22 protein-coding genes are annotated in these 23,538 nt (G+C 53.9%); 14 read left to right on the forward strand and 8 right to left on the reverse strand.

Features of this window, described 5'->3' with window-relative positions:
• Nucleotides 1–486 precede the first annotated feature (486 nt).
• Together BM373_RS14580 and mdtD are read left to right on the forward strand one after the other, a co-directional pair.
• The gene (locus BM373_RS14580) at nucleotides 487–1,176 is read left to right on the forward strand and encodes a FadR/GntR family transcriptional regulator (RefSeq protein WP_090462640.1); all 690 of its coding nucleotides are present in this window, start codon (nucleotides 487–489) and stop codon (nucleotides 1,174–1,176) included.
• A gap of 15 nt (nucleotides 1,177–1,191) precedes the next feature.
• Nucleotides 1,192–2,589: a multidrug transporter subunit MdtD gene (mdtD, locus tag BM373_RS14585; protein ID WP_090462643.1), complete on the forward strand. Its 1,398-nt coding sequence runs from the start codon at nucleotides 1,192–1,194 to the stop codon at nucleotides 2,587–2,589.
• Here mdtD and rbsR read toward each other — a convergent pair.
• The 7 genes from rbsR to kup all read right to left on the reverse strand — a co-directional run bounded on the left by rbsR (nucleotide 2,586) and on the right by kup (nucleotide 10,491).
• The gene (gene rbsR, locus BM373_RS14590) at nucleotides 2,586–3,578 is read right to left on the reverse strand and encodes a ribose operon transcriptional repressor RbsR (RefSeq protein ID WP_090462646.1); all 993 of its coding nucleotides are present in this window, start codon (nucleotides 3,576–3,578) and stop codon (nucleotides 2,586–2,588) included. The genes mdtD and rbsR overlap by 4 nt on opposite strands.
• Before the next feature lie 6 nt (nucleotides 3,579–3,584).
• Nucleotides 3,585–4,514, reverse strand: coding sequence for a ribokinase (rbsK, locus tag BM373_RS14595; RefSeq protein ID WP_090462649.1), 930 nt, complete (start codon nucleotides 4,512–4,514; stop codon nucleotides 3,585–3,587).
• Between the two features lie 74 nt (nucleotides 4,515–4,588).
• A complete protein-coding gene (gene rbsB / locus BM373_RS14600; RefSeq protein WP_090462653.1) occupies nucleotides 4,589–5,479 on the reverse strand; it encodes a ribose ABC transporter substrate-binding protein RbsB in 891 nt (296 codons plus the stop codon).
• Between the two features lie 26 nt (nucleotides 5,480–5,505).
• Nucleotides 5,506–6,471 carry a ribose ABC transporter permease gene (gene rbsC, locus BM373_RS14605; RefSeq protein WP_090462656.1) on the reverse strand — a complete coding sequence of 322 codons (966 nt, stop codon included), beginning with the start codon at nucleotides 6,469–6,471 and terminating at the stop codon, nucleotides 5,506–5,508.
• Nucleotides 6,468–7,982, reverse strand: a complete 1,515-nt coding sequence (rbsA, locus tag BM373_RS14610; RefSeq protein ID WP_090462659.1) for a ribose ABC transporter ATP-binding protein RbsA — start codon at nucleotides 7,980–7,982, stop codon at nucleotides 6,468–6,470. The genes rbsC and rbsA overlap by 4 nt, the downstream gene beginning before the upstream one ends.
• A gap of 7 nt (nucleotides 7,983–7,989) precedes the next feature.
• The gene (gene rbsD / locus BM373_RS14615; RefSeq protein ID WP_090462662.1) at nucleotides 7,990–8,409 is read right to left on the reverse strand and encodes a D-ribose pyranase; all 420 of its coding nucleotides are present in this window, start codon (nucleotides 8,407–8,409) and stop codon (nucleotides 7,990–7,992) included.
• A 213-nt stretch (nucleotides 8,410–8,622) separates the two neighbouring features.
• Nucleotides 8,623–10,491, reverse strand: a complete 1,869-nt coding sequence (gene kup / locus BM373_RS14620) for a low affinity potassium transporter Kup (protein ID WP_090462665.1) — start codon at nucleotides 10,489–10,491, stop codon at nucleotides 8,623–8,625.
• Between the two features lie 221 nt (nucleotides 10,492–10,712).
• On the opposite strand from kup, the gene ravA reads away from it, so the two are divergent.
• Together ravA and viaA are read left to right on the forward strand one after the other, a co-directional pair.
• A complete protein-coding gene (ravA, locus tag BM373_RS14625) occupies nucleotides 10,713–12,209 on the forward strand; it encodes an ATPase RavA (RefSeq protein ID WP_090462668.1) in 1,497 nt (498 codons plus the stop codon).
• A complete protein-coding gene (gene viaA / locus BM373_RS14630; protein WP_090462671.1) occupies nucleotides 12,203–13,654 on the forward strand; it encodes an ATPase RavA stimulator ViaA in 1,452 nt (483 codons plus the stop codon). The genes ravA and viaA overlap by 7 nt, the downstream gene beginning before the upstream one ends.
• A 1-nt stretch (nucleotide 13,655) precedes the next feature.
• On the opposite strand, the gene asnA is transcribed toward viaA, so the two are convergent.
• Entirely contained in the window at nucleotides 13,656–14,648 is a 993-nt protein-coding gene (asnA, locus tag BM373_RS14635) for an aspartate--ammonia ligase (protein WP_090462674.1), read from the reverse strand.
• Nucleotides 14,649–14,798: 150 nt separating this feature from the next.
• Here asnA and asnC point away from each other — a divergent pair, with 150 nt between their 5' ends.
• The 10 genes from asnC (at nucleotide 14,799) to atpA (ending at nucleotide 23,523) form a co-directional block, all read left to right on the forward strand.
• Nucleotides 14,799–15,257 carry a transcriptional regulator AsnC gene (gene asnC / locus BM373_RS14640; protein WP_090462677.1) on the forward strand — a complete coding sequence of 153 codons (459 nt, stop codon included), beginning with the start codon at nucleotides 14,799–14,801 and terminating at the stop codon, nucleotides 15,255–15,257.
• Between the two features lie 90 nt (nucleotides 15,258–15,347).
• Entirely contained in the window at nucleotides 15,348–15,797 is a 450-nt protein-coding gene (mioC, locus tag BM373_RS14645) for an FMN-binding protein MioC (RefSeq protein WP_090462679.1), read from the forward strand.
• A 373-nt stretch (nucleotides 15,798–16,170) separates the two neighbouring features.
• Complete coding sequence (gene mnmG, locus BM373_RS14650) at nucleotides 16,171–18,060, forward strand: tRNA uridine-5-carboxymethylaminomethyl(34) synthesis enzyme MnmG (RefSeq protein ID WP_090462682.1); 1,890 nt, start codon at nucleotides 16,171–16,173, stop codon at nucleotides 18,058–18,060.
• Nucleotides 18,061–18,160: 100 nt separating this feature from the next.
• On the forward strand, nucleotides 18,161–18,784 hold the full coding sequence (gene rsmG / locus BM373_RS14655) for a 16S rRNA (guanine(527)-N(7))-methyltransferase RsmG (protein WP_090462685.1): 624 nt from the start codon (nucleotides 18,161–18,163) through the stop codon (nucleotides 18,782–18,784).
• A 613-nt stretch (nucleotides 18,785–19,397) separates the two neighbouring features.
• A complete protein-coding gene (gene atpI / locus BM373_RS14660) occupies nucleotides 19,398–19,778 on the forward strand; it encodes a F0F1 ATP synthase subunit I (RefSeq protein ID WP_090462687.1) in 381 nt (126 codons plus the stop codon).
• An 8-nt stretch (nucleotides 19,779–19,786) separates the two neighbouring features.
• Complete coding sequence (gene atpB, locus BM373_RS14665; protein ID WP_090462689.1) at nucleotides 19,787–20,605, forward strand: F0F1 ATP synthase subunit A; 819 nt, start codon at nucleotides 19,787–19,789, stop codon at nucleotides 20,603–20,605.
• A 47-nt stretch (nucleotides 20,606–20,652) separates the two neighbouring features.
• Nucleotides 20,653–20,892, forward strand: a complete 240-nt coding sequence (gene atpE / locus BM373_RS14670) for a F0F1 ATP synthase subunit C (RefSeq protein WP_000429386.1) — start codon at nucleotides 20,653–20,655, stop codon at nucleotides 20,890–20,892.
• Between the two features lie 58 nt (nucleotides 20,893–20,950).
• On the forward strand, nucleotides 20,951–21,421 hold the full coding sequence (atpF, locus tag BM373_RS14675) for a F0F1 ATP synthase subunit B (protein ID WP_090462692.1): 471 nt from the start codon (nucleotides 20,951–20,953) through the stop codon (nucleotides 21,419–21,421).
• Nucleotides 21,422–21,435: 14 nt separating this feature from the next.
• The gene (gene atpH / locus BM373_RS14680; RefSeq protein WP_090462695.1) at nucleotides 21,436–21,969 is read left to right on the forward strand and encodes a F0F1 ATP synthase subunit delta; all 534 of its coding nucleotides are present in this window, start codon (nucleotides 21,436–21,438) and stop codon (nucleotides 21,967–21,969) included.
• Between the two features lie 12 nt (nucleotides 21,970–21,981).
• Entirely contained in the window at nucleotides 21,982–23,523 is a 1,542-nt protein-coding gene (gene atpA, locus BM373_RS14685) for a F0F1 ATP synthase subunit alpha (RefSeq protein WP_090462698.1), read from the forward strand.
• The last annotated feature ends 15 nt before the right edge of the window (nucleotides 23,524–23,538 follow it).

Consider the following 23,538-nt stretch of genomic DNA (forward strand, 5'->3'; position numbering starts at 1 on the left):
CAATTTAAGTTTGATGCTCGTGAATTAAACTTCGTAATGAATTACGTATGTTCACTCCAGAGACTTGGTATTCATTTAGCGTCTTGCGACGTTAAGAATCCATGTCCTTGAGTGCCCACACAGATTGTCTGATAAATTGTTAAAGAGCAGTTGCGACGCGCTTTAGCGCTCTGTCGCGAGGTCCCGTATAATACGTTTTCCTCATTCAGAGTCAAGCAATTATTTTCGCTTTTCTCTGCCAGAATTCCCGGAGGAACCCTGCCAACCCGGCGGCCTGTAAGCCGTTGTTCCGTGTCAGTGGAGGCGCATTATAGGGAGTTTCTCCGGGCTGGCAACCCTTAATATCAAAAAACTTTTCAAGCGCGTTTTATTTAAGCAAAGCGCGGTAAATATCACCAAACCCAGGCGGATTTGCTCTTTTTATCATCGACATCCCCGATCAGGTGGCATACTAAAACGTAAAAATGAGAAAAAGGAATGCGACGAATGCCCTTGAGCGCCCAACAGTTAGCAGCACAGAAGAACCTTTCTTATGTTCTGGCTGAGAAACTGGCACAGCGGATCTTAACCGGTGAGTATGCCCCCGGCAGTATTCTTCCTGCAGAAATGGAGTTGGGTAGTGCGTTTGGCGTCAGCCGCACCGCCATCCGGGAGGCCGTAAAGACCCTTACCGCAAAAGGAATGGTGCTTCCAAGACCTCGTATTGGTACCCGCGTGATGCCAAAAGAGAGCTGGAACTTCCTTGATAAGGAGCTGCTCGCCTGGTGGATGACGGAGGAGAACTGCCAGGACGTCATTCAACACTTCCTGGTTTTACGCAGTACGCTTGAACCTCAGGCCTGCCAGCTTGCCGCGCTGCTGGGTAGCGCGGAGCAAAAAGTACACCTGAATACGCTGATGAACGAGATGGTGCAATTAAAGAAGCATTTCCACCGCGAGCGCTGGATAGAGGTAGATATGGCGTGGCATGAACATATTTATGCCATGAGCGGTAATCCTTTCCTGACCTCCTTTGCCGCGCTATTCCAGTCCGTTTACCACACCTACTTCAATTCCATTACCCATAACGACGTGGTGAAACTCGAACATCATCAGGCCATTGTCGACGCAATTCAGGACGGCAACGCTCAGGGCGCATTTGAAACATGCCAGTTATTGTTGAATACGCCCGGTTAAATTACAGGATCACGCATGACAACCAAAAAAGCGCACAGTATGGCCGGATTGCCGTGGATCGCGGCGATGGCCTTCTTTATGCAGGCACTGGATGCCACCATTTTAAACACAGCGCTGCCTGCTATTGCCCAAAGCCTTGATCGCTCCCCGCTGGCGATGCAGTCAGCGATTATCAGCTACACCCTTACCGTCGCCATGCTGATCCCGGTCAGTGGCTGGCTGGCCGATCGCTTCGGGACGCGTCGCATCTTTATGATTGCCGTCTCGTTGTTCACCCTCGGTTCGCTGGCCTGCGCCCTCTCCAGTTCGCTGGGGATGCTGGTCACCTTCCGCGTTATTCAGGGTATTGGCGGTGCCATGATGATGCCCGTGGCGCGCCTCGCGCTACTACGCGCTTATCCGCGCAGTGAATTACTGCCGGTACTCAATTTTGTCACCATGCCAGGTCTTGTCGGTCCGATCCTCGGCCCGGTGCTGGGTGGCGTTCTGGTGACATGGGCGAGCTGGCACTGGATATTCCTCATTAATATCCCGATTGGGATCGCCGGGCTTTTATATGCGCGCAAATATATGCCGAACTTCACCACCCCGCGGCGCGGGTTCGATATGCGCGGCTTTTTACTGTTTGGTCTGAGCCTGGTGCTGTTTTCCAGCGGCATGGAATTGTTCGGTGAGAAAATCGTTGCGAGCTGGATTGCGCTTTCGGTGAGCGCCACCGGCCTTCTTCTTCTATTACTCTATATTCGTCACGCCCGCCGCTACCCGTCACCGATCATTGCGCTGCCGATGTTCAAAACGCGCACCTTCTCGGTTGGCATCGCGGGTAATCTGGCTTCGCGCCTCGGCACCGGCTGCGTACCGTTTTTAATGCCGCTAATGTTACAGGTGGGTTTTGGCTACCCGGCGCTGATCGCAGGCTGCATGATGGCTCCCACCGCGATGGGTTCTATTCTGGCGAAATCCTTTGTCACGCAGTTGCTGCGCAAATTTGGCTATCGCGGCACCCTGGTTGGCATCACCATTATTATTGGCGTGTTGATTGCGCAGTTCTCGATGCAGTCACCGTCAATGGAAATCTGGATGCTCATCCTGCCGCTGTTTGTGCTGGGCATGGCGATGTCGACGCAGTTTACCGCTATGAATACCATCACCCTTGCCGACCTGACCGACGAGAACGCCAGCAGCGGCAACAGTATGCTCGCCGTTACGCAGCAGCTTTCTATTAGCCTGGGTGTTGCCGTCAGCGCAGCGGTACTGCGATTTTATGAAGGGTTTGAAAGCGCCAGTACGGTGGAGCAGTTCCACTATACCTTTATCACCATGGGTGTGATTACGCTGATTTCTGCCTCCGTCTTCATGCTGTTAAAAGCCAAAGACGGACGCAATTTAATCAAGGAACGCCATAAGCGTTAGGCGGAGCCACGATCCATCAGGACGGGCGTAAGTTGCAGGCGCTGCTGTGCAAGGGTGGGATCGCTGATACGGTGAATTAATACATCGACGGCGAGCTCACCCAGTTCATCTTTCGGCTGATGAATCGTCGTCAGCGGCGGCGTCATAAAACTCGCCAGTTCAATATCGTCGTAGCCGACAATGGCCATATCCTGCGGCACCTTTAGCCCGGCCTGATAAAGCGCCTGGTATGCGCCAAATGCCATCGCATCGTTACCAATAAACACCGCCTGCGGGCGCGGCTCCTGGGCCAGCAGGTTTTTCATCGCCTCAAAACCACCAGCAAATTCAAAATTACCGACGATCTCATCGTTCTTGCCAACCGGTAATCCGGCTCGCGCCATGGCTTCGCGATACCCTTCCAGACGCAAACGCGCCGGGGTTTTATCCAGCGGCCCGGTAATGCAGGCGATATGGGTATAGCCTTTGTCGATAAGATGCTGGGTGGCCATATCGCCGCCCAGCAGGGAATTGTCCTGAATCAGATCGCTGTCACCGTCGAACGGCGACCAGTCCATCATCACAGAGGGAATGGACGGGTAACGCTGCATGATCTCTTGCGAAGGCTGATGGGTTTCAGTGCAGAGCAACAGCAACCCGTCCACGCGCTTTTGCATCAGCGTTTCCAGATTACTGTTCATGCGCCGCTCATCACCTTCGGTGTTACACAGCACCAGGCTGTAACCACGCTCAAAGCAACTGCGCTCAACGCCGCGCACCAGTTCAGAGTAGAAAGGGTTGGTACTGGCCGTGATCAACATGCCGATGGTACGGGTTTGATTAATCTTCAGACTACGCGCCAGGGCTGATGGCGCGTAATTCAGACTTTTAATCGCCGCGTCCACTTTCTCTTTGATGGCCTCACTGACAAATCTGTCTTTATTAATGACGTGAGACACGGTGGAAGTGGAAACGCCCGCCAGCCGGGCAACGTCTTTCATGGTGGCCATCGAGTGCTACCCCTGTTGACCTAAAAAGTCTTCTATCTCTTTGCGCCACGGGACGGACGGTTGCGCGCCTTTACGCGTCACGGCGATCGCGGCCGCTGCGTGAGCAAAACGAATCGCCTCGTCGAGGGAACGCTCTTCCAGCAGCGCGGTCATCAGCGCACCATTAAAGGTATCCCCGGCGGCGATGGTATCAATGGCTTTCACTTTAAAGCCCGGCACGCGACGGCCTTCACCATTCACGCTCGCCCATACGCCACGGCTACCCAGCGTAATCAGCACCGTATCAATGCCTTTGGCATGCAGCGCCCCGGCAGCGCGGGCGGCATCGTCGTCGTTTTCAACGCGAATGCCCGTGAGCTTTTCAGCTTCTGTTTCGTTAGGCGTGATGATATCCACCAGCGCCAGCAGTTCATCAGACAGCGCACGCGCCGGAGCCGGGTTCAGTGCTACCCGTGTCTGGTTTTCATGAGCGATTTTAGCCGCCGCCAGCACGCTTTCCAGCGGTGACTCAAGCTGCATCAATAAAGCAGCCGCTTCAGCAATCGTCTCGCGCTGCGCTTCAACCAGCGCCGGAGAAAGTGCCGCGTTAGCGCCCGCATGAATACCGATGACATTCTCCCCTTCGCCGTTAACAAAAATCAGCGCCACGCCGGTAGATTCACCGTCAATCACGCTGACTGGCGCAACATCAATGTTGTCGCTTTCCAGTTGTTTACGGATACGCTCGCCGGTGTCGTCATCGCCGGTACAGGCAATAAACGCGATGTCAGCACCGCTGCGCCCGGCGGCAACCGCCTGATTAGCGCCTTTGCCACCAAAAGCAATTTGATACTGACTGCCGGTGACGGTTTCGCCAGGTGTCGGGAACGCATCAAGGTTGAGAATGTGATCGGCATTAATACTGCCAAGGACGACAAGTTTGCCAGCCATTTTCATAATCGGATCATCCTGTAAATGCGCCACCAGAGGAGGTGGCGCGTGCCTTGCTTTTCTTATGTGTTTTAAACCGATTACTGCTTGATAACCAGTTTCAGATCGACCGGATATTTCGCCTGGATTTTCTCGCCTTTGATGACTTTGTCTGCGGTTTCCACGCCTTTCGCGCCGATTTGTTCCGGTAACTGGGCGATGGTCGCTGCCAGTTTGCCGTCATTTACCGCTTTCTCGCCATCTGGCGTACCGTCGAAGCCGACAACCATCACGTCGGTTTTACCGGCAGTCTGTAATGCACGCAGTGCACCCAGCGCCATTTCATCGTTCTGGGCAAACACCGCTTTCACATCCGGGTGCGCGGTCAGCAGGTTCTGCATTACGTTCAGACCTTTGGTGCGGTCGAAGTCTGCAGGCTGGCTGGCCAGTACATCAAATTTGTGAGCAGCAACAGCCTGCTGGAAGCCTTCACCACGCTCACGCGCAGCCGAAGTACCGGCGATGCCCTGCAGTTCGATTACTTTCGCGCCTTCACCGGCTTTCTTGGCGATATAGTCACCCGCGATTTTGCCGCCCAGCACGTTATCGGAAGCGATGTGGCTGACCACTTCACCTTTTGCCGCCATGCGGTCAAGGGTGATCACGGGAATATTAGCCTGGTTTGCCATCTTCACTGCGTTACCGACAGCATCAGAATCGGTTGGGTTGATCAGCAGCAATTTCGTGCCGCGAACCGTTAAGTCCTGCACGTTCGCCAGCTCTTTCGCCGGGTTGTTCTGCGAGTCCAGAACCACCAGGTTGTAACCCAGTTTATCGGCTTCTTTTTGCGCGCCATCTTTCAGCGAGACAAAGAACGGGTTGTTAAGCGTGGAGACCACCAGCGCAATGGTATCTTTCGCCATTGCGTTCGCGCTCACGGTCGCGCTCAGCGCCACAGCAGAAACCAGAGTAGCCAGTTTTTTCATGTTCATATTCAGATGTCCTGTAATGTCGTTGATTACTGCTTTTTGTTGTCTACCAGTACCGCCAGCAAAATCACTACTGCTTTAACGATCATCTGGTAATAAGAGGAAACACCCAGCAAATTCAGACCATTATTGAGGAAGCCTAAGATCAACGCACCGATCAGGGTTCCGACGATACGTCCTTTCCCGCCTGCGAGACTCGTTCCGCCCAGCACCACCGCCGCAATAGCATCCAGCTCATAACCCGTACCGGCGGTAGGCTGTGCAGAGGAGAGACGCGCCACTTCAATAATGCCCGCCAGAGAAGCCAGCAGGCCGCTCAGCGAATACACGATAATCTTAACTTTGTTCACACTGATGCCGGACAGTCGCGTTGCCGCTTCGTTACCGCCCAGCGCATAGATATAGCGGCCAAGACGGGTGTGATGCAACATATACCACGCCGCCAGGAAGACAATTCCCATAATCCATACCGGCGTCGGGATACCCAGCGGGCGACCGATACCGAACCAGCCAAACAGATCGGCGTTGTCAGTGAAGCCGGTGTTCACCGGACTGCCGTTGGTGTAGACCATGGTGGCACCGCGCAGCAGCAGCATCATGACCAGCGTGGCGATAAACGCCTGTACGCGTCCACGGGCAACAATCGTCCCGGTAACGGCACCAATCGCTGCACCTAAGGCCAGAGAAGCCACCACCGCCACCAGTGCATTGACTTCAAGCCCCACAATCGACGCTGCCACTGCGCCGGTCAACGCCAGCAGGGAACCGACGGACAGATCGATTCCGGAAGTGAGGATCACCAGCGTCATCCCCACCGCCATAATGGCGTTGACCGACGTTTGTTGCAGGATGTTGAACAGGTTATTAACGGTAAAAAAGTTCGGGCTCAGGGTGGAGACGATCGCAATCAGCACCAGCAGGGCAATCAGCGATTTTTGTTCCATCAGCCACGCTTTATTGAAATAGCGGCGGGTAGAAACAGCTTGGGTACTCATTGCGTGAACTCCTGCGTATGACGATTTAGCTTACCGACAGCTGCCGCCATCAGTATTTCCTGAGTGGCCTGCTCGCGAGTGAACTCGCCACCCAAATGGCCTTCATGCATCACCATGATGCGATCGCTCATGCCGAGCACTTCCGGCATTTCGGATGACACCAGAATGATGCTCAGCCCCTCGGCCTTGAACTGGTTAATTAACTGGTAGATCTCTTTCTTCGCGCCAACGTCCACGCCGCGCGTGGGTTCGTCGAGGATCAGCACTTTCGGTCGCGTCATCAGGCCGCGGGCAATCGCCACTTTTTGCTGATTCCCGCCGGAAAGCAGGCCAATCGGCTGCTCCATTGACGGCGTTTTAACATTGAACAGGCGGATAAAATCACCCACCGCCTGCTGTTCATCTTTGTGCTTCAGGCTGCCGCCGCTGTGGCTGAAGTAGCGCAGCGCAGTCAGGGACATGTTTTCTTTCACCGACATGCCGAGCACCAGCCCGTCACGCTTACGGTCTTCGGAGATATAAACGATGCCGTTGGCCAGGCCATCCTGCGGCGAGCGCGTGACGACTTCATGACCGTCGAGAGTTACATAACCGCTGGTACGCGGCAGTGCGCCATACAGCACTTTCATCAATTCTGTACGTCCGGCACCCATCAGCCCGGCCACGCCAAGAATTTCGCCCTTGCGCAGCACGAAGGAGACGTTATCCACGCCCGGCCCGCACAGGCTGTCCACCTTGAGACGAACATCGCCCGGAGCCTGGTCAATATGCGGATACTGTTCTTCCAGCTTGCGGCCGACCATCATTTCGATCAGCAAATCTTCGCTTAACGACGCCACCTCACGCTCGGCAATAAACTGCCCGTCGCGGAAAACCGTCACGTCGTCGCAGATTTCGAAGATTTCTTTCATGCGGTGGGAGATATAGACAATCCCGCGTCCCTGAGCTTTCAGCTCGCGGATCACGCGGAACAGAGATTCAGTTTCGGTATCGGTCAGCGCGTCGGTAGGTTCATCCATAATGATGACCTTCGACTCAAAGCTCAGCACCTTGGCGATTTCCACCATCTGCTGATCGCCGATGGAGAGGTCGCCCACCAGCCGGTTGCTTTTAAAGCGCAGATTGAGCTTCGCCAGCAAAATGTCCGCTTCCGCGTACATCTTTTTCCAGTCGATTTTGCCGAAGCGGTTAACGAACTCGCGGCCCAAAAAGATGTTTTCAGCAATGGTGAGCTGCGGGATCAGGTTCAGTTCCTGATGGATAATGCCGATCCCGGCTTCCTGCGACGACTTCGGCCCGTTAAAGGTGGTTTCCTGACCCAGCCACAGCAGTGAACCCGCATCACGTTGGTAGATGCCGGTTAACACTTTCATCATGGTGGATTTGCCCGCGCCGTTCTCACCCACCAGCGCCATGACGCGACCGGCATAAACGTTTAGCGCGGCACCGGAAAGCGCTTTGACGCCGGGGAACGCTTTATCGATATTTTTAAGTTGCAGTAATGCGTCCATGATGGCCTCAGAAGGTGACGCCAGCACAGAGAATGATATTCGCATACGGGGAACACTCCCCGCTGCGAATCACCGCCTGACTGTCTGCGGTTTGTTGTTTGAACTGTTCGTGCGTAACGTAGCGAACAGCGATGGTGTTTCCCTGGTGTTGCTGCAGCTGCTCAATATGATTGAGCAACGTTTCGTGGAGTTGCGGATTATGGTGTTTAATTTCCGCAGCAAGAATGGCTGTCTCAACCTGCATTTCGGCGGTAACGACTTCCAGCACCTGCATAAACGAGGGCACGCCCTGAGTTAATGCCATATCAATGCGCTGCGTACTACGCGGCACCGGCAATCCGGCATCGCACACCACCAGCGTATCAGTATGCCCAAGACGGGAAATAACCGACGAAATATCAGAATTCAGTACAGACCCTTTCTTCATTTTCTTCTCCACTAGCGAAACGTTTCGCTGAGGTAAGTTTATTCCGAATGCCGTTCAGAAAACCATCATGAAGTAACAGAATTGTGATCGTCGTCGAAACGTTTCGCTAAGTGAAATGTGGAAGAAGATAGGGACTGCCCGGCGGCACTACGCTTGCGTGTGCCTGCCAGTTTATCAGCCGGGTAAGCACAGCGCCACCCGGCGTTTTTACGCTTAAATCTCGACCTGCGTTCCTAATTCAATAACACGATTAGGCGGAATTTCAAACTGATCCGGCGCACGCAGCGCGTTGCGTTGAAGCAGCAGAAAGAGCTTACCGCGCAGGCGTAAATACCACGGACGTTTACCCAGAATCAGCGACTCGTGCGACATAAAGAACGAGGTTTCCATCATCCGGCAACTGAGTCCTTCCAGTCCACAGCGGTGGAATACTTCTTCCACGTTCGGCGTTTCACGCCAGCCATAGCTGGCGACCACACGCCAGAAGGTCGGTGAAAGCTGCTCCAGTTGTACCCGGCGAATATTGGGCACATAAGGCGCGTCTTCAGTACGCAGCGTCAGCAGGATCACCCGCTCATGCAGCACTTTGTTGTGCTTGAGGTTATGCAGCATGGCGAACGGCACCACGTTCAGCGCCCGCGACATATACACCGCCGTCCCCGGCACGCGCACCGGCGGAGATTTCTCCAGCGAAGCAATCATCGCATCAAGGGAGTTACCGTGTTCATGGATACGCCGCAGCAAACGGAAGCGCTCGCTTTTCCAGGTGGTCATGATGATAAACATCACGATACCCAGGCTCAGCGGCAGCCAGCCGCCAGAGAGCAGCTTATCGAGGTTGGCCGAGAACAGCGGAACATCAATGCACAGGAAGCCAATCAGGATCAGCCCCACCAGCACTTTGTTCCAGCCCCAGTTTTTACGCGCTACGGTAGTCGACAGGATGGAGGTCAGCACCATCGTGCCGGTCACCGCAATGCCGTAGGCGGCCGCCAGATTACTGGAGTGCTCAAAGCTGACAATCACAATCACCACCGCGCAGTAGAGCATCCAGTTCACAAAAGGAATGTAAATCTGCCCGGATTCCATCTCCGAGGTGTGAATAATGCGCATGGGCGATAAATACCCCAGGCGTACGGCCTGACGCGTCAGCGAAAAGACCCCGGAGATCACCGCCTGAGACGCAATCACCGTCGCCAGGGTCGCGATAATCAGCATCGGGATCAGCGCCCATTCGGGGGCTAACAGGAAGAACGGGTTTTTGATGGCTTCCGGGTTTTTCAGCAGCAGCGCGCCCTGGCCAAAATAGTTCAGCGCCAGAGACGGCAGCACGAGGCTGAACCACGCCACGCGGATCGGCAGTTTGCCGAAGTGCCCCATGTCCGCATACAGCGCCTCAACCCCGGTGATAGACAGCACCACCGCGCCGAGTGCCACAAACGACACCGTTTTATATTCGAGGAAGAAGTGCACCGCCCATGCCGGATTGAGCGCCTGAAGCACTTCCGGGTTGCTCATAATACCGCGCAAGCCAAGCACCGCCAGGATCACAAACCAGGTCAGCATAATTGGCGCAAAGAGTTTGCCCACAAGCCCTGTGCCGTGCTTCTGGATCATAAACAGCAGGGTTAAGACGATAATCGACAGCGGCACCACCCAGGTTTCGAGCGACGGCGCGATAATCTCAAGACCTTCTATGGCCGACATCACCGATATCGCCGGGGTGATCACCACCTCACCATAGAAGAAACTTCCCCCGATAAGCCCCATGATCACCAGTACCGATGTCATGCGCGCCGAGGTGTTACGCCCCGCCAGCGACATCAGCGTCAGGATCCCCCCTTCACCGGCGTTATCCGCCCGCATGACGAAGGTGAGGTATTTAAGAGAAACGACCAGAATCAGCAGCCAGAAGATCAGCGACAGAAAGCCGAAAACGGCGTCGCGTTCTACGCCAAAGCCAAACTGACCGGACAGACATTCACGGAGGGTATAAAGCGGGCTGGTACCGATGTCGCCATAGACAACACCAATAGCGGCGAGAGTGACAGCAGGCAACGATTGTTTATTATCAGCGCTCATAGACTAATCTTTTTGTTTGAATGACAACTGTGTGCTTAGTCCCTTGGCCCACAAAAGGCGCACAGTATGCACGATTATCCCGTAAATCGTAGCGCTAAATGCGGTCAGGTTAATCTGGCTCAAAGAAAATAAAGCCGATCTTCAGTCTATTACAGGCCCTTAATAAAACCTCTATACTCGCTTTTTCCGCCTCCAACACGGCGAAAGGATGCAAATGAATTATGGCTCACTCACACTTATTAGCAGAAAGAATTTCCCGCCTGAGCAGCGCGCTGGAAAAGGGACTTTTTGAGCGAAGCCATGCGATCCGTTTATGCCTGCTGGCGGCCCTCAGCGGTGAAAGCGTCTTTCTTCTGGGCCCGCCGGGGATTGCCAAAAGCCTTATCGCCCGCCGCTTAAAGTTCGCGTTTCAACATGCCCGCGCGTTTGAATATCTGATGACACGCTTTTCCACGCCCGAAGAGGTCTTTGGCCCGCTCTCCATCCAGGCGTTAAAAGACGAAGGCCGTTATGAACGTCTCATCAGCGGTTACTTACCAGAAGCTGAAATCGTCTTTCTGGATGAAATCTGGAAAGCAGGCCCGGCGATCCTCAACACCCTGCTCACCGCCATCAACGAGCGACGTTTTCGCAACGGCGCACACGAAGAAAAAATCCCCATGCGTTTGCTGGTGGCCGCGTCTAACGAATTACCGGAAGCCGACAGCAGCCTGGAGGCGCTGTATGACCGCCTGCTTATCCGGCTGTGGCTGGATAAAGTGCAGGAAAAGGGGAATTTCCGCGCCATGCTGGTGAGCCAGCAGGATGAGAGTGACAACCCGGTTCCGCCTGCGTTGCAGGTGACCGATGAAGAGTATCAGCACTGGCAGCAGGTGATTCCGACGATCAAACTGCCCGATAACGTTTTTGAACTGATTTTTATGCTGCGCCAGCAAATCGATAACCTGCCTGACGCACCTTACGTCTCTGACCGCCGCTGGAAAAAAGCGATCCGTCTGCTTCAGGCCTGCGCCTTCTTCTGCGGGCGCGATGCGGTCGCTCCCATCGATCTGATTCTGCTAAAAGACTGCTTATGGCACGACGCGAAAAGCATGAATTTGCTGGCGCAGCAGATGGAAATTTTGATGACCGGGCACGCCTGGCAGCAGCAGGCGATGCTGACGCAACTGGGCGCAATCACCCAGCGCCGCATCCAGCTTCAGCAACAGCAAAGCGATAAAACCGCGCTGACGGTGTTACGTCAGAGCGGTATGTTCAGCCGCCGTCCGCATTATGAACTGCCTGCAAACGTCAACGACCCTACGCTGACGCTGCTACTACAGCAGCCGCTCAAACTGCACGATATGCAGGTTATCCATGTGACGATAGACCATGCGGCGCTGGCGCAGTGGCTGGCAAAAGGCGGTGAAATCCGTGGCAAGCTGAACGGGATTGGCTTCGCGCAGCCGCTGAATCTGGAAGTGGACGCCACGCTGCATCTCCTCGTGCGCGACGTGAGTTTGCAAAGCTCCCGGCTCGCCCTGCCAGGGGCTTCTCAGGAGAGCGTGCCGGATGAAATCAAACAGCAACTCGACGCGCTCGACACCGAATGGCATCAGCAGCACACCCGTTTTAGCGAGCAGCAAAAGTGCCTGTTCATTCATAACGACTGGTTAGGTCGTATCGAAGCCAGCTTACAGGACGTCAGCGAGCAGATTAAACAGGCCCGTCAATGCTGACGATGGATACCCTCAACATGATCCTGACGGTCAGCGAAGAGGGGTTGATCGAAGAGTTGATCGTGGCGCTACTGGCGTCTCCGCAACTGGCGATTTTTTTTGAGAAATTCCCAAAACTACGACATGCCGTCACAGAGGATATTCCGCGCTGGCGGGAAGCGCTCAAAAGCAGGCTGAAAGATACCCGCGTGCCGCCGGAACTGACGGAAGAGGTGCTCAGCTACCAGCAAAGTCAGTTGCTTTCGACCACCCAGTTTATCCTCCAGCTTCCGCAGATCCTGACCCTGCTGGAGAAGGTGCACTCCCCGTATGCCGCGCAGGCGCAACAACTGGTGGCGGATAACCGCACCATGACTCCCGCCCTGCACACCCTGTTTTTACAGCGCTGGCGCTTAAGCCTGGTGGTTCAGGCCACTTCGCTCAATCAGCAACTGCTGGAAGAAGAACGTGAGCAGTTACTCAGCGAAGTGCAGGAACGCATGACGCTCAGCGGGCAGCTTGATCCGGTGCTGGTAGAAAACGAAAACGCCGCCGGGCGGCTGTGGGACATGAGCGCCGGGCAGCTTAAGCGCGGTGATTACCAGTTAATCGTTAAGTACGGCGATTTTCTTGCCGATCAGCCCGAGCTAAAACAGCTAGCCGAACAGCTCGGGCGCTCGCGTGAGGCGAAATCGGTGCCAAGAAAAGATGCGCCGATGGAAACCTTCCGCACGCTGGTACGCGAACCGGCGACCGTGCCAGAGCAGGTTGATGGCCTGCAACAGAGCGACGATATTTTGCGCCTGTTGCCGCCGGAACTGGCCACCCTCGGCATCACCGAACTGGAATATGAGTTTTACCGTAAGCTGGTGGAGAAGCAGTTACTCACTTACCGGCTGCATGGCGAAGCCTGGCGGGAGAAGATCACCGAGCGGCCGGTGATTCATCAGGATTTCGACGAACAGCCGCGCGGCCCGTTTATCGTCTGCGTGGATACCTCCGGTTCGATGGGCGGCTTCAACGAACAGTGCGCCAAAGCCTTTTGCCTGGCCCTGATGCGTATCGCGCTGGCGGACAGACGCCGCTGTTTCATCATGCTGTTTTCAAGCGAGGTGGTGCGTTACGAGCTGTCAGGCCCGGAAGGGATCGAGCAGGCGATCCGTTTTCTCAGCCAGCGTTTTCGCGGCGGCACCGATCTGGCGAGCTGTTTTCGCGCCATCATTGAGCGGATGCAGGGGGGGGAGTGGTTTGATGCCGATGCGGTGGTGATTTCTGATTTTATTGCCCAGCGGTTGCCGGATGAGGTGGTCAGTAAAGTGGCGGAATTGCAGCGCGTACATCAGCACCGTTTTCATGCGGTGGCGATGTCCGTTCATGGCAAACCCGGCATCATGCGCATTTTCGATCATATCTGGCGCTTTGATACCGGGATGCGCAGCCGCCTGCTGCGACGCTGGCGGCGTTAACTTACAGCAGCGCGCTGACGCTCTCACGAACCTGCGCCGGCCAGACGCCGCACTGTACCTGCCCGATGTGCGGCAGTTGCAGCAGCAGCATGGTCAGACGCGACTGGCCGATACCGCCGCCGATGGTTTGTGGCATTTCGCCAGCCAGCAGCGCCTGGTGCCATTCCAGCGCCAGACGATCGTCGTCGCCGGTGAGGGCAAGCTGGCGTTTGAGGGTGTCGGCATCCACACGGATCCCCATGGAGGAAAGCTCAATCGCATCGTCCAGCACCGGGTTCCACACCAGAATATCGCCGTTGAGCCCGGCAAAACCGGCTTCGGTGGCGGTCGTCCAGTCATCATAATCCGGTGCACGCACGTCATGACGTTTACCGTCACTCAGCTTGCCGCCGATACCCATCAGGAATACTGCGCCCAGTTCTTTGGCAATGGCGCGCTCGCGGCCTTTGGCATCAAGACCAGGAAAACGAGCCAGTAACTCTTCACTGTGAACAAAGTGGATCTGCTCTGGCAGGAACGGTGCCAGACCAAACTGTTCACTTACTGCGGCTTCTGTCGCTTTGATCCCGGCGTAGATCGCTTCAACGGTGGCTTTCAGCGTGCCGGTGTGGCGTTCGCCATCTCCCATTACGCGTTCCCAGTCCCACTGATCGACATAGACCGAGTGGATCGCTGACAGGCGATCTTCATCCGGGCGAAGGGCTTTCATGTGCGTGTAAAGCCCTTCGCCTGCGCTGAAGTCGTGTTGTCCCAGTGTCTGACGCTTCCACTTTGCCAGGGAGTGCACCACTTCGAAGCGGGCATCCGGCAGCGTTTTCACATTGACCTGTACCGCTTTTTCGCAGCCCGACAGGTTGTCCTGAGTCCCGTCTCCCACGCGGCTTAAAATCGGTGCCTGTACTTCAATCAGGCCCAGTTTTTCTTCTAACTGGCGGGAAAAATGGGATTTCACGAAACTGATCTGGCGTTGTTTTGCGATGTAAGCGGTTTTCATTATGTAACTCCTGTGTCCTGTTGCTTTCAATTAAGCAACAAAAACGGAGTGATATTCAATAATGCACAAGTAAAAAGCCACCTTCACTTTTAATCCATCAAAATAACGCGCTAAACTGACATGAATCATCAATCAACATAAGAAAAACCTATGGAAAATTATCAGATCGATAATCTCGATCGCGGCATCCTTGACGCGCTGATGGCGAATGCACGTACTGCCTATGCTGAACTGGCCAAACAATTTGGCGTCAGCCCCGGCACGATTCACGTTCGCGTGGAGAAGATGAAGCAGGCGGGGATTATCACCGGCGCACGTATCGACATCAGCCCAAAACAACTGGGGTACGACGTGTGCTGTTTTATCGGCATTATCCTTAAGAGTGCGAAGGACTACCCTTCAGCCCTGGCCCGCCTGGAAAGTCTGGAAGAAGTGACCGAAGCCTATTACACCACCGGGCACTACAGCATCTTTATTAAGGTGATGTGTAAATCGATCGACGCGCTTCAGCAGGTACTTATCAACAAGATCCAAACAATTGATGAAATTCAGTCCACTGAAACGCTGATCTCCCTGCAGAACCCGATTATGCGCACGATCCGCCCGTAGGCAGGGAAAATAATTACCACATTTTCCACAGGTAGATCCCAGCTCATTCACAGCGTACAATACGCCACTCTTAAACCGGGACGTGCGATCATGGCAGACATTACTCTTATTAGTGGCAGTACCCTGGGCGGCGCGGAATACGTTGCGGAACATCTGGCAGAAAAGCTGGAGGACGCCGGGTTTTCCACCAGCACGCAGCATGGGCCTTTATTAGAGGATCTCCCGACGCAGGGCGTCTGGTTACTGGTTTCGTCCACCCATGGTGCAGGCGATCTGCCGGACAACATTCTTCCTTTATATGAAGAACTGAAAGAACAGCAGCCCGATCTGTCAGCGGTGCGCTTTGGCGCTATCGGGATCGGCAGTCGTGAGTACGACACCTTTTGCGGGGCGATCGAGAAGCTGGAAGCAGAATTGATCGCCTGCGGGGCAAAACAGATCGGTGAAACTCTGCGGATCAACATCCTTGATCATGACATTCCGGAAGATCCGGCAGAAATCTGGCTGGGATCCTGGATTAATTTACTCAGTAATGTGTAAAGATCGAGCGATCAACTGTGTATAACTCTGGTTAAAACCTTGGATCAACCGGTAGTTATCCACGGTATAAGGTTTGGTCAGTTTTTGAGTTGTGTATAACCCTTCATTTTGATCCCAGCTTATACTGTCTGGGATCACCGATCATTCACAGCTAGTGATCCTCAATAACTGATTGATCTTCCTGACCGGATCGCAGTTATCCACAGAGCATGGCGATCCTAATAAGAGATCATAGTAAAAGAGATCTCTAAATAAAAAGATCTTCTTTTTAATAGCAAGGATCCCGGCTCTTTCTCGATGGACTAAAGTTGAGTAGAATCCACGGCCTCAGCTTCAATCCACTTTCTAACCGCTTTACGCGAGGCAAATCACCATGTTTTATCCGGATCCTTTTGACGTCATCATCATTGGCGGGGGTCATGCAGGCACTGAGGCCGCAATGGCCGCCGCACGTATGGGTCAACAAACCCTGCTTTTGACTCACAATATCGACACCCTGGGGCAGATGTCCTGCAACCCGGCGATCGGCGGTATTGGGAAAGGACACCTGGTGAAAGAAGTGGATGCGCTTGGCGGGCTGATGGCGAGAGCTGTCGATCAGGCAGGCATCCAGTTTAGGATACTAAACGCGAGCAAAGGCCCGGCTGTCCGTGCCACGCGAGCTCAGGCGGATCGTGTGCTTTACCGCCAGGCCGTGCGTACGGCACTGGAGAACCAGCCGAACCTGATGATCTTCCAGCAGGCGGTTGAGGATCTGATCGTCGAAAACGATCGTGTCGTCGGTGCCGTGACCCAGATGGGCCTGAAGTTCCGCGCGAAAGCCGTGGTGCTGACGGTCGGGACATTCCTGGACGGCAAGATCCATATCGGTCTGGACAACTACAGCGGTGGTCGTGCAGGCGATCCACCGTCTATCTCGCTGTCACGTCGTCTGCGCGAACTGCCGCTGCGCGTCAATCGCCTGAAAACCGGTACGCCGCCGCGTATTGACGCGCGCACAATCGATTTCAGCGTACTGGCTGAACAGCATGGCGATAACCCGATGCCGGTCTTTTCGTTCATGGGCAACGCGGCTCAGCACCCACGTCAGGTGCCGTGCTACATCACCCATACCAACGAAAAAACCCATGATGTGATCCGCAATAACCTCGATCGCAGCCCGATGTATGCTGGCGTGATCGAAGGGATCGGCCCGCGTTACTGCCCGTCGATCGAAGACAAAGTGATGCGCTTTGCCGATCGTAACCAGCACCAGATCTTCCTGGAGCCGGAAGGCCTGACCTCCAACGAAATTTACCCGAACGGCATCTCCACCAGCCTGCCGTTTGATGTTCAGATGCAAATCGTCCGCTCAATGCAGGGGATGGAAAACGCGAAGATTGTGCGTCCTGGCTATGCCATTGAGTACGATTTCTTCGATCCGCGTGATTTGAAACCGACGCTGGAAAGCAAATTCATTGCCGGCCTGTTCTTTGCCGGCCAGATCAACGGCACGACGGGTTACGAAGAAGCGGCCGCGCAAGGGTTGCTGGCGGGTCTTAACGCCGCGCGATCTTCTGCGGAAAAAGAGGGCTGGGCACCTGGACGTTCTCAGGCTTACCTGGGCGTTCTGGTCGACGACCTGTGCACGCTGGGTACCAAAGAGCCGTACCGCATGTTTACCTCCCGCGCGGAATACCGCCTGATGCTGCGTGAAGATAACGCTGACATGCGCCTGACGGCAGTGGGTCGTGAACTGGGTCTGGTTGATGACGAACGCTGGGCGCGCTTTAACGATAAGCTGGAAAGCATCGAGCGCGAACGTCAGCGCCTGAAAGACATCTGGCTGCACCCGCACTCTGCACAGATTGACGAAGTGAATGCGAAGCTGAGTGCGCCGCTGTCGCGTGAAGCCAACGGCGAAGATCTGCTGCGTCGTCCGGAAATGACCTACGCGGAGATGACCCAACTGTCGTCGTTCGCGCCAGGACTTGCCGATCCGCAAGCCGCCGAGCAGGTTGAAATCCAGGTGAAGTACGAAGGGTACATCGCACGGCAGCAGGAAGAGATCGAGAAACAGCAGCGTAACGAGAACGCTCTGTTACCTGCGACGCTGGATTATCGTCTGGTGAATGGCCTGTCCAACGAGGTTATCGCCAAGCTGAATGACCATAAACCGTCGTCGATTGGTCAGGCATCGCGTATTTCAGGCATCACGCCAGCGGCTATTTCTATCCTGCTGGTGTGGCTGAAAAAACAAGGTATGCTGCGCCGCAGCGCGTAATGCGCTAAACGTTGCCCGGTGGCGCTACGCTTACCGGGTCTGCAACTCTGTAGGCCGGATAACGACCCGCTTATCCGGCAAATCAAAACAGGTATTCACCGTGCTCAACAAACTTTCTCGTCTGCTGAATGAAGCAGGCATTTCGCTCACCGATCACCAGAAACAACAACTGGTGGCCTATGTCGATATGCTCCACAAATGGAACAAAGCGTATAACCTGACTTCCGTACGCGATCCGAACGAGATGCTGATTCGCCATATTCTTGACAGTATCGTCGTTGCGCCGCATCTGACCGGTTCGCGGTTCATTGATGTCGGCACCGGCCCTGGACTGCCGGGCGTACCGCTGGCTATCGTGCTGCCTGAAGCGCATTTCACGCTGCTGGACAGCCTGGGTAAGCGCATACGCTTCCTGCGTCAGGTTCAACATGAACTGAAACTTGAAAACATTACCCCGGTGCAGAGCCGCGTTGAGGATTTCCCGGCTGAGCCGCCATTTGATGGCGTCGTGAGCCGCGCTTTTGCCTCGCTTAACGATATGGTGAGCTGGTGTCATCATCTGCCAGGTGAGCAGGGACGGTTTTATGCGCTGAAAGGGCAAGTGCCCGATGATGAAATCGCCGCGCTGCCTGCGGGTTTGACGGTCGAATCAGTGGTTAAATTAGCGGTTCCCCAGCTTGATGGCGAACGTCACCTGGTGGTAATTAAACCAAATAATAGTTAATTTTTATCAAAAAATGTTTAATTTGCGCTGTGGTGAATGTGTTAAAAAACGGCGCAAAGAAACAGGCTATCCGGGAACTAATTTAACCCTGCTTTTACTGGTATTTTTCTATTCGTTAACGTAGCTTTTTTTGTTAACCCTTAAAATAGTCAATGGGGAAAATATCAGGCTGCTAAAAATCAGCAATATTACCTGACAGAGATGTTAAATATTTATTAAGAATGTCAATGAAAGGTTTTTGATGTATATCGCGATTTTTTGAAAACGGTAAAGAATATACGCTTATATATCATTAAGATGCACTACCAGAATTTTCGGTGCGGCATATTCAGTACTAAAGGTAAATGTACAAATTGTGATCTGATGCACGCTTTAGCATCAGTGATTTCGCGATATGCGCCATTTTGTTCGATTGTTCACACTTTGCTGAAAAGTGGAAAAATAGCGACTCAGAAAAATATTTAAACATTTATTCACCTTTTCGCTACTTATTGTTTGAAATCACGGGGGCGCACCGTATAATTTGACCGCTTTTTGATGCTTGACTCTGAGCCTTAAAGAACGTTTTATACGACACGCGACATACCTCAAAGGTAGCAGGAGTGAAAACGTGATGTCTTTGTCGCTCTTGAGTAGAAACGTTGCTCGTAAGCTTCTGTTCATTCAGTTCCTGGCGGTAGTAGCAAGTGGATTGCTATTTAGCCTCAAAGACCCCTTCTGGGGCATTTCCGCTTTATGCGGAGGTGTGGCAGTCTTACTGCCAAATATGTTGTTTATGATTTTTGCCTGGCGTCATCAGGCGCATACACCTGCTAAAGGCCGCATGGCCTGGTCCTTCGCCTTCGGTGAAGTGTTTAAGGTGTTGGCGACCTTTACCCTCCTGGTGGTGGCGCTGGCGGTTTTAAAGGCGGTTTTCTTGCCGCTGATCGTGACGTGGGTTTCGGTGCTGGTTGTACAGATACTGGCACCTGCTGTAATTAACAACAAAGGGTAAGAGGCATCATGTCTGCAGGAGAAATCTCAACACCGCAGGAGTACATAGGCCACCATCTGAACAACCTTCAGATTGACCTGCGTACACTTTCGCTGGTGGATCCGCATAACCCCCCAGCCACTTTCTGGACGCTTAACATCGACTCCATGTTTTTCTCGGTGCTTCTGGGTCTGTTGTTCCTGGTCATGTTCCGTAGCGTGGCGAAGAAAGCAACCAGCGGCGTCCCTGGAAAATTCCAGACGGCAATCGAGCTGGTCATTGGCTTTGTCCATGGCAGCGTGAAAGACATGTATCACGGCAAGAGCAAGCTGATTGCTCCGCTGGCCCTGACGATTTTCGTCTGGGTATTCCTGATGAACCTGATGGATTTGCTGCCTATCGACCTGCTGCCGTACATCGGCGAGCACGTGTTTGGCCTGCCGGCACTGCGTGTGGTTCCGTCTGCTGACGTGAACATCACCCTGTCGATGGCGCTGGGCGTATTTATCCTGATTCTGTTCTACAGCATCAAAATGAAAGGCATTGGCGGCTTCACGAAAGAGCTGACGCTGCAGCCGTTCAACCACTGGGCATTTATTCCTGTCAACTTAATCCTTGAAGGGGTAAGCCTGCTGTCTAAACCGGTATCACTCGGTCTGCGACTGTTCGGCAACATGTATGCCGGTGAGTTGATCTTCATTCTGATTGCAGGTCTTCTGCCGTGGTGGTCACAGTGGATTCTGAATGTGCCATGGGCCATTTTCCACATCCTGATCATTACGCTGCAAGCCTTCATTTTCATGGTTCTGACGATTGTTTATCTGTCGATGGCATCTGAAGAGCATTGATTTTACCAACACTACTACGTTTTAACTGAAACAAACTGGAGACTGTCATGGAAAACCTGAATATGGATCTGCTGTACATGGCTGCCGCTGTGATGATGGGTCTGGCGGCAATCGGTGCTGCGATCGGTATCGGCATCCTCGGGGGCAAATTCCTGGAAGGCGCAGCGCGTCAACCGGATCTGATTCCTCTGCTGCGTACTCAGTTCTTTATCGTTATGGGTCTGGTGGATGCAATCCCGATGATCGCTGTAGGTCTGGGTCTGTACGTGATGTTTGCTGTCGCGTAGTAAGCGTTGCTTGATTAAGCAATATTTAGAACGTTAACCAGATAAGAGGCATTGTGCTGTGAATCTTAACGCAACAATCCTCGGCCAGGCCATCGCGTTTGTCCTGTTTGTTCTGTTCTGCATGAAGTATGTATGGCCGCCGTTGATGGCTGCCATCGAGAAGCGTCAAAAAGAAATTGCTGACGGTCTCGCTTCTGCAGAACGAGCACATAAGGATCTTGACCTTGCAAAGGCCAGCGCGACCGACCAGCTGAAAAAGGCGAAAGCGGAAGCCCAGGTAATCATTGAGCAGGCGAACAAACGTCGCTCTCAGATTCTGGACGAAGCGAAAACCGAAGCAGAACAGGAACGTACCAAAATCGTGGCGCAGGCTCAGGCGGAAATTGACGCTGAGCGTAAACGTGCTCGCGAGGAATTGCGTAAGCAAGTTGCTATCCTGGCTGTTGCTGGCGCCGAGAAGATCATCGAACGTTCCGTGGATGAAGCTGCTAACAGCGACATCGTGGACAAACTTGTCGCTGAACTGTAAGGAGGGAGGGGCTGATGTCTGAATTTGTTACGGTAGCTCGCCCCTACGCCAAAGCAGCTTTTGACTTTGCTGTCGAACACCAGGGTGTTGATCGCTGGCAGGATATGCTGGCGTTTGCCGCTGAGGTAACGAAAAACGAACACATGGCTGAGATGCTTTCAGGTGCGTTAGCGCCAGAAACCCTCGCCGAGTCGTTCATCGCCATTTGTGGTGAGCAACTGGATGCCAATGGCCAGAACCTGATTCGGGTGATGGCGGAAAATGGCCGCCTGAAGGTGCTCCCCGATGTTCTTGAGCAGTTTGAGCACTTACGTGCCCTTAGTGAAGCTACCGCTGAAGTTGAAGTAACCTCTGCGACTGAACTGAGTGAAGAGCAGCTTTCGAAGATCACTGCCGCGATGGAAAAACGTCTGTCACGCAAAGTTAAGCTGAATTGCAATATCGATAAGTCTGTAATGGCAGGCGTAATCATCCGTGCGGGTGATATGGTCATTGATGGCAGCGTACGCGGCCGTCTTGAGCGCCTCGCAGACGTCTTGCAGTCTTAAGGGGACTGGAGCATGCAACTGAATTCCACCGAAATCAGCGAACTGATCAAGCAGCGCATTGCTCAGTTCAGTGTTGTGAGCGAAGCTCATAACGAAGGTACAATTGTTTCTGTAAGCGACGGTGTTATCCGCATCCACGGCCTGGCCGATTGTATGCAGGGTGAGATGATTTCCCTGCCGGGTAACCGTTACGCTATCGCACTGAACCTGGAGCGCGACTCCGTAGGTGCAGTTGTGATGGGTCCGTATGCTGACCTCGCCGAAGGGATGAAGGTGAAGTGTACTGGCCGTATTCTTGAAGTTCCGGTAGGCCGTGGCCTGCTGGGTCGCGTGGTGAACACCCTGGGTGCGCCAATCGACGGTAAAGGTCCGGTTGATAACGATGGCTTCTCGCCTATCGAAGTTATCGCACCGGGCGTAATCGATCGTCAGTCCGTCGATCAGCCGGTGCAGACCGGTTATAAATCCGTTGATGCCATGATCCCAATCGGCCGTGGCCAGCGTGAGCTGATCATCGGTGACCGTCAGACCGGTAAAACCGCGATGGCAATCGATGCGATCATCAACCAGCGTGATTCCGGTATCAAATGTGTGTACGTGGCTATCGGCCAGAAAGCGTCCACCATTTCTAACGTGGTGCGTAAGCTGGAAGAGCACAATGCGCTGTCCAACACCATCGTTGTGGTCGCAACCGCGTCTGAATCTGCTGCACTGCAATACCTGGCACCGTATGCCGGTTGCGCAATGGGCGAATACTTCCGCGATCGCGGTGAAGATGCACTGATTGTTTATGATGACCTGTCTAAACAGGCTGTTGCTTACCGTCAGGTTTCCCTGCTGCTGCGCCGTCCGCCAGGACGTGAAGCATTCCCGGGCGACGTGTTCTACCTCCACTCCCGTCTGCTGGAGCGCGCATCCCGCGTTAACGCGGAATACGTTGAGAACTTCACCAAAGGTGAAGTAAAAGGTAAAACCGGCTCCCTGACCGCACTGCCGATCATCGAAACCCAGGCGGGTGACGTTTCTGCGTTCGTTCCGACCAACGTAATTTCTATTACCGATGGTCAGATCTTCCTGGAAACCAACCTGTTTAACTCCGGTATTCGTCCGGCAGTTAACCCGGGTATCTCCGTATCCCGTGTTGGTGGTGCTGCTCAGACCAAGATCATCAAGAAACTGTCCGGTGGTATTCGTACCGCGCTGGCACAGTATCGTGAACTGGCTGCGTTCTCTCAGTTCGCATCCGATCTGGACGAAGCAACCCGTAAGCAGTTGAGCCATGGTCAGAAAGTGACCGAGCTGCTGAAACAGAAACAGTATGCCCCAATGTCTGTTGCACAACAGGGCCTGGTACTGTTCGCGGCTGAACGCGGTTACCTCGAAGATGTGGAACTGGCGAAAATCGGTAGCTTCGAAGCCGCTCTGCTGGCTTACGTTGACCGTGACCACGCTCCGCTGATGCAAGAGATCAACCAGTCCGGTGGCTATAACGACGAAATCGAAGGCAAGCTGAAAGGCATCCTCGATTCCTTCAAAGCAACCCAGTCCTGGTAACGTCTGGCGGTCTGT

The sequence above is a fragment of the Enterobacter sp. kpr-6 genome, assembly GCF_900116015.1.
Taxonomy (GTDB): domain Bacteria; phylum Pseudomonadota; class Gammaproteobacteria; order Enterobacterales; family Enterobacteriaceae; genus Enterobacter_D.